Here is a 14028-nt window from a genome sequence, read left to right as displayed (position 1 = left end):
GGATTCCTGCAATTGCGCTTCACCAAGAAGAGTATCTATGGTATCATGGTAAACATAGATGGACGAAAACCAGTTGACGTTTAAAGGAGGCGCTTGCATACATGGAATTACTTCTTAACTCTTTTATTACTCATCAAATATTGGAACCGGTATTTCCTTCAGGTTTCAGAAATAATTCGCTGAAAATTAAGCATATTGGGATTTTTGAAAGGGGAAAGGAATTTGGCAGTAAATTGAAAAATAATATGCTGATTTTTTTCCCCGAAGATATTTCTTTTAGGGAGGTAGAGGGGCTCCATCTAGAAGAGCGGGGCTGTAGCGCTGTATTCTATAAAAATAGTATGGCATTGAGAGAAATGGAGGAGGTTCATTTTCCTGTTTTGCAAATCAGGGAGAAGAAACTGCTGTCTGAAGCAGTTGAAGAATGCTATGAACTTTTTTCTAGAGATAGAGAGAGTCTTGCACAGATCTCTCTGGAAACAATGGAAATATTGTCTTCGGAACTTGTAAAAAATCATGAGGAAGAAAAGAGCATTATAAAAATTGCGTCAAAGCTGCTGCATTGTCCAGTAACTTTTTCTACTCCAGATTTTCAACGTTCGCCTAGTCAGTTGAAGGAGTATCTGGTAGTTGTTCCTTTATGTGGAGAAACAGGGTTTGATTGGGATCAGGCTTTGGAAAATTTTTCACTGGATAAAGCTTCTTTTCATCCGGCTCTGGCAAAAGCTCCGGGAGGAGAAAGGCTGGCGGGATATAGGTATTACCCGAAGTGTTTAGATAATAGGGGGCTTCAGATTTTAATTTTTCCTGTATCTGATGAATCCTATCTATATGGATATCTTTATATGACTCAGGATATGAAGGAGCAGAAGCTTTCTATGGAACAGGTAGTTAAGCTGAGACAGATTTTAGCTTTGTTGAAGTTTGAAATCATAAAATCAAATGAGATTGCCAGAACGGTTAATCGTTATTATGATTTCTTATTAGATGAATTAATTGAATCGGATCGTACTGATTTCAGAAAGCTGATGGAAAAATATGGATTGATTCAAAAACCCATTTATGATCAGTATTTTGTTTTAATTGTGGGTAGAAGTCCGCAGGAGATATCGGATTCGCCGTTTCATGATCTAATGACGAGTCAGTTTTTTAATACAATGTATGATAAATTAGTAAAATCAATTGGAACAATTAATTTTTTTGTTTTTGAACGGAAGGATTATATTGTCACATTGATTCCCAAAGAATTAGCAGGAAAAGATAATGGTGCGCTTTATGCTGCAGTATCTACTTATAGAGAATTCCTGGCAGAGCAGTATCAGGGAATAGGAATTAGTGATGTAGTAGACACAGAAAAAATAAGGCAAGGATATCTCCAGGCATTAAAAGCATTAGCAGTATCACGACATTCTCGAGATAAGTCTCCGTGTTATTATGGTGAACTTGGAGTGCTGCGTTTCTTTTTTGATAACTCTAATAAACTAGATTTCGCTCCGCTCATGCAGGTATATGAAGAATATATAAAGCCTATTGCAGAATATGATAGTCAACATGGAGGGGAACTTCTATCTACACTTACAGCGTATATTACATACAGATGTTCACCTTCGGCAAGTTGTCAGGCTTTGTTTATTCATAAGAACACGTTATATTCTCGTTTGGATAAAATATCGCAGTTATTAGGAAAAAGTCTTTCCGATAGTGAAATTATTTTTAATATATCTTTTGGACTTAAGATACAGACTCTTCTTGAAACCGGAATCATACAGAAAACATTTGATATGTAGTAATATAGAATGGTAGTAATATTGAGAGGATGTGGCGAGATGAGTAAAATAATACAAATGCAGGAAGCGTTTCGTTCACTTCAGAATCTAAAGCAAATATGCAGCTATAATAGAGAGATGATCGATTGTCCAACCCGATGTTTAATACACCAGGAGGCTAGAATTTGGCTGATCGAAAGTGGAAGAGCAACTGTTAAGATACAAGAACAGAAATTTGAGCTTTCCACTGGAAATGTTGTTTCAATTCTTCCTTGGCAGATGACAGAAGTAATTCAAGTACATGAAAGTTTAAGATATGATATTATTGTTTATAATTATGAGTACTTTAATCATATAATTAAATCCTTATATAATATTGATAATGAATCATTTTGTCTTACCGGATTGTTGAAAAAAAACATGGTTTTATCTGTTCCTGAAGAAAAAAATCAGAATTTTCGAAATATAGTTTTTAATATACAAGAAGAGATGGGAATGGAATGTCTGCTGCGAGAAAGAGGAAATGATGCTACACCCTATGTCATTAATCAGGTAGTAGCATTGATACTGGAAATTATTCGATGGGGAGAATACAGACAGAGAATTTCGGAGCGGGAAAACAGAGAAATTGTAAAGAGTGATATTTTTTCTTATATTTTTGGCCATTTGAATGAGAAAATCACTTTAAAGCAACTTTCTAATTTATTTTATATGAGTGAATCTACGGTCAGTGCTTATATTACACAGACGACAGGACTGTCATTTTTTGATTTACTTAATGAAATGAGAGTGGTGAGGACGTTGGATTTTCTTGCATATACAGATTTGAATCTGGAAGAATTAGCGGAAATTCTTGGATTTGTAGATAGTGCCCATATTAGTCGTGTTTTTATGGCCAGGACAGGTTTGAAGGTAAGTGAGTATAGAAAAATATACGGGATTGTAAATGAACTTTCCAGAATAAAAATAAGTGAAGAGAATTATCAAATTGTTTCTTGCATTTATAGAAACTATGAGAAACCGTTGACAGCAAAAATAATAGCAGATCAGTTTCATATTTCTGTAAAAGAGGTGAACAGGATTTTGTTATACTTTGTAGAAATGAACTTTACAGAATTTTTGAATGATATCCGAGTAAACCGAGCTAGGCAGCTTCTTATAAAAACTCAACGAAGTATTCTTGAAATTGCCTTGGAAGTGGGGTATTTAAATGAAAAAACATTAACTAGAAATTTTTTAAAGAAATTTGCAATGACACCGGGGCAGTTTAGAAACAATACATTGGAAAAGATATTGTGGGAAAAAACCAAGGTCTCAGAATCCTGATGCCCGGATTCTGAGACCTTTAAATAAGGCACGTTGTTATTTTTTCTTTTTGTTCTTTCCGGAAGCGGCGTCTCTGGCTTTCCACTCGGCCAGCAGCCGTTCAAATTCTTCTTCCTCTCCGGACTGTATCAGACGTTTTCTGCGGGCTTCCCGGCGGCGGGCCAGGGCCTCGGCTTCTTTTCTGCGCCGGTAAACAATCCAGGCAGCAGCTGCTGCAATCAAACCAAGGACAAGAACGATTCCGACCCCTTTCATGATGATTCCCGGGGCAGCAGGGGTAAGCCCTCCTTTGGAGGAACCAGACAGATTGGATGGCGTTGCTTCCTCGGTCTCGGATACCTCCGTCTCTTCCGGTACAGTTTCCGGTTCTTCATCGCCTATCAGAACGCTGTCCTTTGCCATCAGATAGGCAGTTCCAATTACACGATCATTGTAGGTGTAGGTAAAAAGCGCAACAGCACGATCCGGGTGATTCTTAGGAAGAGGATCCAGGGAAAGCTCTGCGTCGCTGAAGGTAGAGCCCAAAGGAAGCGTGATTACGCTTTCCGGGTCAACCATCAGATCCGATGCCTGAAAGGAGCCGCGATCCAGATTGATGATTTCGTCTCCGGTTACATAACGGCTTTCATAATCTGCAATTACAGCATTCTGAAAGTTCCGGAAGCCAAAGGAAAGAAGCTCGGTGCTGTCAGTAAAATACTGCCGGGGCTGGCCCTTTAAGACAACAGAAACCAGTCTTCTGCCGTCTTTTTCTGCATAAGTAACCAGCGTATTTCCTGCGGCCTGAAGATAACCGGTTTTTCCTGCCTTTGCCGGGGAATAATAAAAATCATCGCCTTCTTTTAACAGGCGGTGTTCCTGATTGACAGTCAGACCGCCGGGATAATTGATAGTAGGAGCCAGCTTATGGTTTTTTACAGAACTGATCTCCAGAAGGGTTTCGTTCTGGTAGGCAGCCTGGGCAATCAGGGCCATATCGTAGGCAGTGACATACTGGGTATCGCCGTTCAATCCGGAAGGATTATCAAAATGGCTTTCCGTACAGCCCAGCTCGGCCAGCTTGTCATTCATCATATCCACAAAGGCCGGAATAGAACCAGCTACATGCTCAGCCAGGGCATTGGCTGCCTGATTGGCAGAAACAAGAAGAAGTCCGTAGAGGCAATCCTCTACAGTAAGGGTATCTCCGGGGACAACGCCCAGTTTGTTTCCGCTGTCAGATTCCACACTGTTGCAGGCGGTTTCTGTGAAAGTAACCATTTCATCCGGCTGCGCGTGTTCCAGAACGATCAGAGCAGTCAGAATTTTGGTAATGCTGGCAGGCGGGTATGGAACATGGATATTCTGTCCGAAGAGAATGGCTCCGGAATCGGCGTCCATAACGATTCCAGCTTCGGCCTGAATTCCTGTATCAGCCGGCCAGTCCGGTCTGGCCCAGGCAGTGCCGGTAAAAAGCTGGCAGGCCAGCAAAAGGCACAGTAATTGTTTTATCTTTTGTTTCAATGGAAAATTACCTCCAATTCTGATCAAATTCACACAATCTTATCATACCGTATTGAGGAGGATTATTCAAGAGAAAATCTGCCGGCCATTTGTTGTAATAGTTCAGCCTGAACTGTTACTATTTGTCTGAAAACAGTCTCCTTTTCCTGGTTTTCTGCGCTACAAATTGGTTCAAAATATTATTAAAATTCCTCTTCCAATCCAGAGGGTTTTGTAGTATGATATTACAGGACACCAGATATAGATAAAAATGGTGAAATAAAAAACAATATCTAGTATGCATCTCCCCTTTTTTCAGATAGATAGTATCTGTTCAGAACGGAGTATCTTCTTGTTCGGCAAAGCCGGACAAGAAGCATCGGAGATTCCTCCGATGTGAGAACTGGCAGGAAAATTCGCTTACAAGCAAGCTTGACACGAATTTTTCTGCTAGTTCTCCCGCCGCCCTGAATAGTTACGATAGATAGCGGAAAAGGGGAAAACGGCTGTCAGTCCGGCACAAGCGGGGGCTGACATTGAGGCATAATTATAGAAGTAAGGGAGCTGCAGGAAAATGGAAGTAAAGACCAACGTAATTAAAAGAAACGGCAAGGAAGTGTCTTTTGATATTTCTAAGATTGAGAATGCAATCCGGAAGGCAAACCAGAATGTAGAGCGGATTCATCAGATGAATGATTATCAGATCCGGGCAGTTGCAGACAACATTGCTCAGCAGGTTGGAGAATTCACCCACGCTGTGAACGTAGAGGATATTCAGGATATGGTAGAGACCGGCATTATGGAAATGCGCGGTTACGAGGTTGCGCAGAAGTATGTGCGTTACCGCTACAAACGGGAGCTGACCCGTAAGTCCAATACCACAGATAATGGAATCCTGTCTCTGATCGAGCATATCAATGAAGAAGTAAAGCAGGAGAATTCCAATAAAAACCCAGTGATCAACTCCACACAGAGAGACTATATGGCTGGTGAGGTCAGCAAGGATTTAAGCCGCCGGGTACTTCTGCCAGAGGAGATTGTACAGGCTCATGAGGCAGGAATTATCCATTTCCATGACACAGACTATTATGCTCAGAAGGAGCACAACTGCGATTTGATCAATCTGGAGGATATGCTTCAGAATGGTACGGTAATCAGCGAAACTATGATTGAAAAGCCCCACAGCTTCTTTACCGCCTGCAACGTAACGACACAGATTGTAGCTCAGGTGGCCAGCAATCAGTATGGCGGCCAGTCCTTTACCCTGTCTCATCTGGCTCCCTTTGTGGATGTCAGCCGTCAGAAGCTGAAAAGAAGCGTGACTGCAGAGCGCCAGGAATGCGGCGAATCCATGGATGAGGCTATTATCAATAAAGTAGTAGAGCGCCGTCTGCGGGAAGAGGTAAAGAGCGGAATTCAGACCATTCAGTATCAGTTGATTACTTTGATGACCTGCAACGGACAGGCTCCCTTTGTAACCGTGTTTATGTACCTGGACGAGGTTCCGGAGGGACAGACAAGAGACGACCTTGCCATGATTATTGAAGAAGTTCTGATCCAGAGAATGCAGGGCGTAAAAAATGAAAAGGGCGTATGGATTACACCAGCGTTCCCGAAGCTGATTTATGTGCTGGACGAGGACAATATTACTGAGGATTCCAAGTACTGGCATCTGACAGAGCTGGCAGCCAAATGTACAGCAAAGAGAATGGTTCCGGATTATATTTCTGCCAAGATTATGCGCCAGTTAAAGAGAGGCAATGTATATACCTGTATGGGATGCCGTTCCTTCCTGACTGTGGAGGATTCTCAGCGCAATCCCGATGGAAGCCACAAGTTCTACGGACGTTTCAACCAGGGTGTTGTGACCATTAACCTGGTGGATGTGGCATGTTCCTCTGAGGGAGATATGGATCGGTTCTGGGAGATTCTGGAGGAACGTCTGGAGCTTTGCCACCGGGCGCTTCGCTGCCGCCATGAGCGCCTTCTGGGCACTATCTCTGATGTAGCTCCGATTCTGTGGCAGAACGGCGCTCTGGCCAGACTGAAAAAGGGCGAAACCATTGATCGTCTGCTGTTTAACGGTTATTCCACCATTTCTCTGGGTTATGCAGGCCTTTACGAAATGTGCGTTCGGATGACCGGAAAATCTCATACTTCACCGGAGGGCAAGCCCTTTGCTCTGCAGGTAATGCAGAAATTAAATGACAAGTGTGCAGAGTGGAAGGTAGCGGAAAATATCAGCTATTCTGTGTACGGAACTCCTATGGAGTCCACTACCTACAAATTTGCCAAATCCCTGCAGAAGCGGTTTGGCATTATTCCGGGAGTAACGGATAAAAACTACATTACCAACAGCTACCATGTTCATGTGTCTGAGGAGATTGACGCTTTTGAGAAACTGAAATTCGAATCTGATTTCCAGAAGCTGTCACCGGGCGGCGCTATCAGCTATGTAGAGGTGCCCAATATGCAGAACAACATTCCGGCTGTTCTGACGGTTATGAAGTTTATTTATGACAACATTATGTATGCGGAGCTGAATACCAAGAGCGATTACTGCGAGTGCTGCGGCTATGACGGAGAGATTAAGATTGTGGAAGATGAGTCCGGTAAGCTGGTGTGGGAGTGTCCCAACTGCGGAAACCGGAATCAGGACAAGATGTCTGTAGCCAGAAGAACCTGCGGATATATCGGAACCCAGTTCTGGAACCAGGGACGGACTCAGGAGATTCGGGATCGGGTACTGCACCTGTAATGCAATGATTAAACAAAAATTTAGATTTCTGAAATAAAAAATCCGGCCAGTTCCTATTTATTGGGAACTGAGCCGGATTTTTTCCAAACCATCGTATATTCTTTTTCCCCTGTAGCTTCCTCCATTCCTTCTGACAGGACGGAAAAGCCCTCTCTGCCATAGAATGCGGCTGCCCGTGAGTTTTTCTGATAAACATTCAGGGAAAGCGTGTCATATTTCTGCTTCGTATAAGTTAAAAGCTGCCTTCCGATTCCGCAGGAACGGCAGTTTTTGGCTACGAAAATTCCGGCAATATAGTTGTCTATCATGCCAAGAAAACCCAGTATCTTTTCGTCTGTAACATAGACAAAAACCTTTGACTGGAGCAAGGCCTTTTGTACCTCGTGAAAATGAGAGCGCCAGTAACCATCCGGTACAAACGGATGCGCATCTTCATTGCCAGAAAGCCATATCTTCATAACCTGTTCAGTATCTGATGTCTGAAATTCTCGAATCACGTTTTTCCTCCTCACATTTATAAGATAGTTTCCAGATGTTTTTTTAATCCGTCGCGATATTTCTTTGTAAGAGCTAAATATTGCTGCTGTTCTTCCGGTGTCCACTCATTCCAGATCCTGTTTTCAATCTCATGGAGAGGACGTATTTTTTCTAATGAAAATTGTTCGCCTTTTTCAGTCAGGCAAAGAATGGTATTTCTGCCTTTCCCCTGTTCCAGATATACGATGTCCTCTTTTTCTAATCTGCGGACAGCAGAATTGATTGTCTGGCGGCTGATACCTGTAAGCTTACTTATCTCGCTTTGCAGACATTTTCCGCCTTTCTCGCAGAGTACATATAAAATATTTTGAACGCTGTCTGAAATACCCATTTTCACAGCTGCTTCATGGTATAAAGCATTAATTTCTCCGGCTAAATAGGTATATTGCTCTCTTTCCAGGTAGTGCATAGCTTCACCTCTTGTCTGATTTCGTACATTATGTATTATATCCGATTTCGTACATAAGTCAATAGCCTTTTTGAATACAGGAGTATTACGCTGGAGTTTATACATTTTTATTTCGCTGAACTTAAGTTTTCATGAATTCAGTTTCTGGATATTTACAGTAAAAATAAATCTTGATATATTGAAAATAGAAAAGCGGCAGGAACGACAGCTGTATTTCAGTGGAGTGTGAAAATGATGCGATAATCGTACATGTTGGGGAGGTCGGATAAAATGAATCGACAATTTATACAAGGTCTGTCTATCGATTGGAGTAAGATTGATTCCCACAGTTATTTACGAGAAATAGAAGCGATCAACCAATTGGAAGAGGTTGTTTTTGAAAAACCCATTACCTTTTTTGTGGGCGAAAATGGCAGCGGAAAATCAACGCTGCTGGAAGCTCTTGCGGTATCCTATGGATTTAATCCGGAAGGCGGCACGAAAAATTATTCTTTTTCAACCTATGATTCCCATTTTCCTATTTTGTTAGGAATACCCGATGCGCAGATTTTATCCTTTGATGGCGGTGCGGTACACGAGTGTGCTTATGAAGATACGGAGAGCTATAAGGTTACGGAAATGTTTATTAACAATCGTCATATTTTATTGAATAAATTGCTCTCGGAGTGAATCTGTAAGCCGGGAGTATTTCAAAAAGAATTTCTTTGATTCTGCAGACCTGGGAAACGATATTATTCGATTGAGAAAATATCGAAAGATTCGGAGGTGAGCTTATGAAATTCGTAGATCAGAACACATTTATCGTTTCATTACTGCTGGGGATCCTTGTAATTTACAAGGTATTATCCATTGATGGCTTTACTGATATCCTGTGGATTATTCTGATGGGGAGTTTAACCATTAAAGGTTTGAGGAGTTCATTTTCAAAGGAGTTACATGAACGGGACATAAGGCAGGCATATCAGAAGAAGGTTTTGTATCAGAATATTTTTGGGAAATTTGCGTATATTGCGCTAGATATTCCGCTGCTTACCATTATTTTAGCTGGAATTATTGCATACGTCAGTCCGGATGCAGCTATGTTCAAAGTGCTGATAGCTGTTTTTCTGGCATTTTCCGCGGGATATGCAGTATGGATCAATCTGTATATTGCAAAGCATAAGAAAAACGCTGTTGAAAGTGGAAATTGGGAGACAGAAAAATTAAATGCAGAGAAGGAAAGGGCCTGGAAGCGTTCGGATTTTTTTCATAATGTTATGTATTTTATTGCGGCTGTATTTCTGATTTTTTATTTCATTTTCGGAGATCCGGTTATTTATATCAATAATTACAAGTTGAAGACAGCGATGACAGAGCTTGAGAAAGATCGGATTACATTGGAGGAAACAGTGCCGTTTGAATGGACCAGAGTATATTCCTTTGGCCCGTATTTCCCTTTAAAGGATATTGAAAGAATCACTGGTTCAAAGAGTCCTGCACTTAATGACAGCGTGACTGAAGAGATGGAGAATTTGATATTTATGAATCATGGCAGAGTGGTTTCCAGTGTATGTAAACGTCCTTCGTCCACAGGATATTCATTAAATCTTGGCGCTAATGCAGTCACAGATTTTTGTAATGGCGACAACTATTCGCAGATGGATTATGGTGATTCCATTGAATTTGAAGTGACTTTGGAAAATGGAATGATCAATCTGACAGCTGTTGAACAGGAGTAAGTTTTTTTAATCAGAGAAGTCAGAAAAAAGGGGGGATAAAATGGAAATGATAATGCTTATGGTGCTGTTCTTTCTAGTATTTGTATTATTTGTTTTCTTTGCTGTCAGAAGCGGCAGAATTCAAAATTTACTAAAAAAATATCCGCAGCTTCCAAAGTATATTGTATTAGGATATACAGTATTTTGCGGGTGCTTTGAATATCCTTTACTGAATCGTCACAGCAGCACTGCCTTGGATTTTTCGAGATTATATTTGTTTTTTGTAAGCTACGGTCTAATCGCTTTTTTATTTTCAAGAATATATGGAATTGCAAAGGAGCGAAAGGTATATGCCTTAACCTTCCTGTTCACGGCAATCGGAATGGTCTGCAGGTATTTCCTGGAATTTGGTGAGGTATCAAATATATATAATTTCACATTTGTAAATATTGTCAGCTATTTATTGATAATTCCAACAGGAACGACAATAGCGTACCATTTTATCGGCAGAGAAATGAGAAAATAGCCGGATCTTTTTTCAGAGGAATGTGCCAGGAAAGAAGAAAAATATGCAGAGCATATGGCGAGCGACGAAATGTAAAATTCCAGTCTGCAGAAGAACGCAGATACACAAAAACGGGAGATTTGGAGGGAGGTCGAGAACGATTAAAAATATAAGAACTTATTTGTATACTTCCATTGGAGCAAGCCTTATTTTTATTTTGACTGCAGTATGGTATATGGAAGGTTCCTTTTATCCCGGGCCTCTGCCAATAGGAATTGTCGCTGGGATTGTTTTGTTGATTCAAATTGCCTTACTGATTCTTTGTATTAGAAATATTTTGACATTTAGATTTCAGTGGATAATTGCTTTGACGATGCTTATGAGTGGTTTTTCTATTCTGGGTACAGGTTTTTTCTTTATTGGCTGGTTCCTGTTTTTTATTGCTTGAAAAATTCAGTTTGTTGAAAATTTAAGAAAAATGCAAGTGGAAGAATGTCTTTTAGTGGATGTTGATTTAAAGCCGAGATGATAATATAAAAAAGAGAAAAGATGATGATGACGAGAAGTAAAGAGAGCAAACATATAATGGAATATATTAAGGTTACGAACGAAAATATTGAAAAAGAGCATATATGTTGTGCGATTTCGAATAGCAATGATATTCAGGTATCTTCAAAAAAAGCATGGTTGTCAGAACGGTTTGAAGATGGTTTAGTCTTTCTCAAAAGTGCAGAAAGAGGAAAGTGTTTTATTGAATATATCCCTGCTGAAAATGCATGGAATCCAATTTCTGCAGATGGATATATGTATATTGATTGTTTATGGGTTGCAGGTTCGTTTAAGGGGCATGGTTATTCATCAGATTTATTAAATGCTTGTATTGAGGACAGTAAAAATAAAGGAAAAAAGGGATTGTGTATTTTAGCAGCGGCAAAGAAAAAACCATTTTTAGCTGACCCTAAATTTCTGAAGTATAAAGGATTTCAAGTTTGCGATGAAGCTGGTAATGGTATTCAATTATGGTATTTTCCGTTTGTAGAAAATACAACATTGCCGCAATTCAAAGAATGTGCAAAACACCCCCATATTGAAGAAATGGGGTATGTTTTGTATTATACAAGTCAATGTCCGTTTAATGCGAAGTATGTTCCTGTAATTGAGGGGATTGCAAAAGAAAAAGCGATACCATTTAAAGCAATTCACTTGCAGAGTAAAGAAGAAGCACAAAATGCTTCGACACCAATCACAACATATGCATTATTTTTAGATGGAAACTATATCACGAATGAACCGATGAATGATAAGCGTTTTTTGAAATTAACGGAGGTACTGATATGATAGGTCTTGCGGTTGCATGTACGATTTTAGGTGGGATAGTGGGAGCATCTCTGGAACCTGTTTCGTTTTCAGTTTCTATTCCCATTGCAATTATGGGCGGCTTTATTATGAAAGAAATCAGAGACAAGAAAGACGAGAAATAAGAGAACCTGGAAGGCAGACGTCCCTCAAATTTAAGGCGGGAGGAAAATGGGATTAAACAAATTAACTAACCGAATTTATTTTTTAGAACATGATCCCGAGGTGGACAGGCCAGTGTTAGCTTATATCAAAGGCGATAAATTCTCTCTGGCAATTGATGCCGGATATTCGGCTTCTCATGTTCAGGATTTTTACAGAGAGATCGAAGCGGAACAGTTTAACAAACCGGATTTTACTGTGATTACACACTGGCATTATGACCATACCTTTGGGATGCATGCTATCAGCGGAATCAGCGTTGCCCATAATAAAACAAATGAGTTTCTCAAAGGCCAGCAAGAACAGGCAATGGATCCTGGCTATATCGAAATTCTGAAAAGAGAAGATATTCATTTTAGACAAGAGTATTGCGGACAAAATAAATTAAATATTGTACTGTCCGATGTGAGCTTTTCTGATAACATGACATTAGATTTAGGCGGTGTTACAGCCCGGATTTTTCATACGGTTTCCCCGCATTCAGAAGATACTGTTTGCATTTATGTACCGGAAGAAAAAGTTCTGTTTTTAGGGGATTCCACCAGTGAGGATTTCTTTAACGGTGGATATATGGACAGGGACAAACTGCAGGCTTTGATTCAGATGATTCAATCGACGGACTGTGACTGCTGTATACTCAGTCACTGCGAACCTCTCAGAAAGGCGGATTTACTCGATTATTTGTGCTCGATAGAGGTCTGAAAATTTCGGTTTGCTGAGTGGATAAGAGTTATATCCATCGGAATTTGGTGAGGAGGAATCTATGTGCGTATTCGGAAAGCGATATTTACTGTTTTAACAATAGTCTTTGGTTCCCTTGGACTGATGAATATAATGCCTTATGATATAACATTGCCAATAATGTTTATTTTTATGGGATTGACGCTCCTGACAAATGCAAAGGAGAGTTATGACGAGGGGGCAAAGAAGGATGCTATGATATTTGCGGGTGTAGCAATTTTTGTCTATGTAGTTACAGCATATAATTTGATAAGCAGATTTATGTAAATTAGAAGCTGGAGGTGGAAATACATGAATGATAAGATTTCGAAATGGTGCAATGTTATAAGTTTAGTTTTAATTGTGGGTTTTATTATAAAGACCATTTTTGACTATGGGAAATATTCAAGCACATTAAAATGAATTGCCGATGGTGTATGAGTTGCTGGACAGATATAAAAGCCAAAAAAGCATTTATGTCTTTCATTCAAGAACGGATATAGACGATTATTTATTAAAAACATTTGGTTGAAAGTTGAATTTAAAGGTGTGACAGCATGAATATAGACATATCCAAAACCAAAGCGTATTATCATTCCATATCAGAGTCCTCAATGTGTAATTGTAATTATTGCCGCAATTATAGATTGCAGATCAACGATTTCCAATTAAATTGCAGTATGTGATGTAACAGCCTGCTGAGGCTGTGGCATGATACTGTTATTTCCAGCAATCTGTCAAAAGCGGAATCCAGGGAGGGAGAATTTATGAGTTTAAAATTGATAAAAGGAAGTTACCAGTATAAGGAGCCGATTATTACTATGCTCAAAGAATGGAAGGAATATAACGATACCCATGATGTGAATTGTTCGCCATGGGCTATCTTCAAAAATAGCTATGATGATTTTGATTTTTATTTAAGCAATTTGGAAACAAGTGAGCCTAAAGACGGATGGGTTCCGGATTCTACTTTCTTTTGCTTCGATGAACAGCGAGATATCATGGTGGGAGCGGTAAATATCAGGCATTGTTTAAACGATCACCTTTTGTTATGCGGAGGCCATATTGGCGATGGAATCAGACCGTCTGAAAGAAGAAAAGGTTATGCCACTCAAATGATCGGACTTGCCTTAAAAGAATGCAGAAAAATCGGAATCAAAAAAGTATTGATGGTATGCGATAAAGATAATATTGGCTCTGCGAAATCTATTATAAGAAATGGCGGTATATTAGAAAATGAAGTGATAGAGAATGGAAAAATCAAACAGCGATATTGGATTGATTTAGAATGAATGATAACTCGGAAGTTG

General features: G+C 39.9%; 14 protein-coding genes. 11 read left to right on the top strand and 3 right to left on the bottom strand.

Annotation, left to right across the window (positions count from 1 at the left end; genetic code table 11):
• Positions 1 to 101: 101 nt before the first annotated feature.
• On the top strand, positions 102 to 1787 hold the full coding sequence (locus tag ACESON_RS04810; RefSeq protein WP_373108715.1) for a PucR family transcriptional regulator: 1686 nt from the start codon (positions 102 to 104) through the stop codon (positions 1785 to 1787).
• 39 nt (positions 1788 to 1826) lie between these two features.
• Positions 1827 to 3092, top strand: a complete 1266-nt coding sequence (locus ACESON_RS04805) for a helix-turn-helix transcriptional regulator (protein ID WP_373108714.1) — start codon at positions 1827 to 1829, stop codon at positions 3090 to 3092.
• 36 nt (positions 3093 to 3128) lie between these two features.
• Here the strand turns inward: ACESON_RS04805 and ACESON_RS04800 are convergent, their stop codons facing one another.
• Positions 3129 to 4595, bottom strand: a complete 1467-nt coding sequence (locus ACESON_RS04800) for a D-alanyl-D-alanine carboxypeptidase family protein (RefSeq protein ID WP_373108713.1) — start codon at positions 4593 to 4595, stop codon at positions 3129 to 3131.
• 553 nt (positions 4596 to 5148) lie between these two features.
• On the opposite strand from ACESON_RS04800, the gene nrdD reads away from it, so the two are divergent.
• Complete coding sequence (gene nrdD / locus ACESON_RS04795) at positions 5149 to 7332, top strand: anaerobic ribonucleoside-triphosphate reductase (protein WP_373108712.1); 2184 nt, start codon at positions 5149 to 5151, stop codon at positions 7330 to 7332.
• 53 nt (positions 7333 to 7385) lie between these two features.
• Here the strand turns inward: nrdD and ACESON_RS04790 are convergent, their stop codons facing one another.
• Both ACESON_RS04790 and ACESON_RS04785 read right to left on the bottom strand, forming a co-directional pair.
• Positions 7386 to 7829, bottom strand: coding sequence for an N-acetyltransferase (locus ACESON_RS04790; RefSeq protein WP_373108711.1), 444 nt, complete (start codon positions 7827 to 7829; stop codon positions 7386 to 7388).
• Positions 7830 to 7846: 17 nt separating this feature from the next.
• Positions 7847 to 8278 carry a MarR family winged helix-turn-helix transcriptional regulator gene (locus tag ACESON_RS04785; RefSeq protein WP_373108710.1) on the bottom strand — a complete coding sequence of 144 codons (432 nt, stop codon included), beginning with the start codon at positions 8276 to 8278 and terminating at the stop codon, positions 7847 to 7849.
• A gap of 270 nt (positions 8279 to 8548) precedes the next feature.
• On the opposite strand from ACESON_RS04785, the gene ACESON_RS04780 reads away from it, so the two are divergent.
• The 8 genes from ACESON_RS04780 (at position 8549) to ACESON_RS04745 (ending at position 14010) form a co-directional block, all read left to right on the top strand.
• Complete coding sequence (locus ACESON_RS04780) at positions 8549 to 8947, top strand: AAA family ATPase (protein WP_373108709.1); 399 nt, start codon at positions 8549 to 8551, stop codon at positions 8945 to 8947.
• Positions 8948 to 9051: 104 nt separating this feature from the next.
• Positions 9052 to 9996, top strand: coding sequence for a hypothetical protein (locus tag ACESON_RS04775; protein ID WP_373108707.1), 945 nt, complete (start codon positions 9052 to 9054; stop codon positions 9994 to 9996).
• 40 nt (positions 9997 to 10036) lie between these two features.
• Positions 10037 to 10501: a hypothetical protein gene (locus tag ACESON_RS04770; RefSeq protein ID WP_373108706.1), complete on the top strand. Its 465-nt coding sequence runs from the start codon at positions 10037 to 10039 to the stop codon at positions 10499 to 10501.
• Positions 10502 to 11065: 564 nt separating this feature from the next.
• Positions 11066 to 11818, top strand: a complete 753-nt coding sequence (locus ACESON_RS04765) for a GNAT family N-acetyltransferase (RefSeq protein ID WP_373108865.1) — start codon at positions 11066 to 11068, stop codon at positions 11816 to 11818.
• Positions 11815 to 11961, top strand: a complete 147-nt coding sequence (locus ACESON_RS04760) for a hypothetical protein (protein WP_373108705.1) — start codon at positions 11815 to 11817, stop codon at positions 11959 to 11961. Before ACESON_RS04765 ends, ACESON_RS04760 begins: the two co-directional genes overlap by 4 nt.
• Positions 11962 to 12007: 46 nt before the next feature.
• Positions 12008 to 12700, top strand: coding sequence for an MBL fold metallo-hydrolase (locus ACESON_RS04755; RefSeq protein WP_373108704.1), 693 nt, complete (start codon positions 12008 to 12010; stop codon positions 12698 to 12700).
• Between the two features lie 63 nt (positions 12701 to 12763).
• Positions 12764 to 13006 carry a hypothetical protein gene (locus ACESON_RS04750; protein WP_373108703.1) on the top strand — a complete coding sequence of 81 codons (243 nt, stop codon included), beginning with the start codon at positions 12764 to 12766 and terminating at the stop codon, positions 13004 to 13006.
• A gap of 479 nt (positions 13007 to 13485) precedes the next feature.
• Entirely contained in the window at positions 13486 to 14010 is a 525-nt protein-coding gene (locus tag ACESON_RS04745; protein ID WP_373108702.1) for a GNAT family N-acetyltransferase, read from the top strand.
• The last annotated feature ends 18 nt before the right edge of the window (positions 14011 to 14028 follow it).

Source organism: Lachnoclostridium sp. Marseille-P6806, from assembly GCF_964238185.1.
In the GTDB taxonomy this organism is placed as follows: Bacteria; Bacillota; Clostridia; order Lachnospirales; family Lachnospiraceae; genus Brotaphodocola.
Note: the sequence above shows the minus strand (reverse complement) of the source record. Positions and strands in the feature narration are given on the sequence as shown.

Bases quoted from the DNA above. Each gene is read 5' to 3' on its own strand.
- ACESON_RS04770 (WP_373108706.1), top strand. From the start codon at position 10,037: ATGGAAATGATAATGCTTATGGTGCTGTTCTTTCTAGTATTTGTATTA.
- nrdD (WP_373108712.1), top strand. From the start codon at position 5,149: ATGGAAGTAAAGACCAACGTAATTAAAAGAAACGGCAAGGAAGTGTCT.
- ACESON_RS04810 (WP_373108715.1), top strand. From the start codon at position 102: ATGGAATTACTTCTTAACTCTTTTATTACTCATCAAATATTGGAACCG.
- ACESON_RS04785 (WP_373108710.1), bottom strand. From the start codon at position 8,278: ATGCACTACCTGGAAAGAGAGCAATATACCTATTTAGCCGGAGAAATT.
- ACESON_RS04805 (WP_373108714.1), top strand. From the start codon at position 1,827: ATGAGTAAAATAATACAAATGCAGGAAGCGTTTCGTTCACTTCAGAAT.
- ACESON_RS04765 (WP_373108865.1), top strand. From the start codon at position 11,066: ATGGAATATATTAAGGTTACGAACGAAAATATTGAAAAAGAGCATATA.
- ACESON_RS04775 (WP_373108707.1), top strand. From the start codon at position 9,052: ATGAAATTCGTAGATCAGAACACATTTATCGTTTCATTACTGCTGGGG.
- ACESON_RS04745 (WP_373108702.1), top strand. From the start codon at position 13,486: ATGAGTTTAAAATTGATAAAAGGAAGTTACCAGTATAAGGAGCCGATT.
- ACESON_RS04755 (WP_373108704.1), top strand. From the start codon at position 12,008: ATGGGATTAAACAAATTAACTAACCGAATTTATTTTTTAGAACATGAT.
- ACESON_RS04780 (WP_373108709.1), top strand. From the start codon at position 8,549: ATGAATCGACAATTTATACAAGGTCTGTCTATCGATTGGAGTAAGATT.
- ACESON_RS04760 (WP_373108705.1), top strand. From the start codon at position 11,815: ATGATAGGTCTTGCGGTTGCATGTACGATTTTAGGTGGGATAGTGGGA.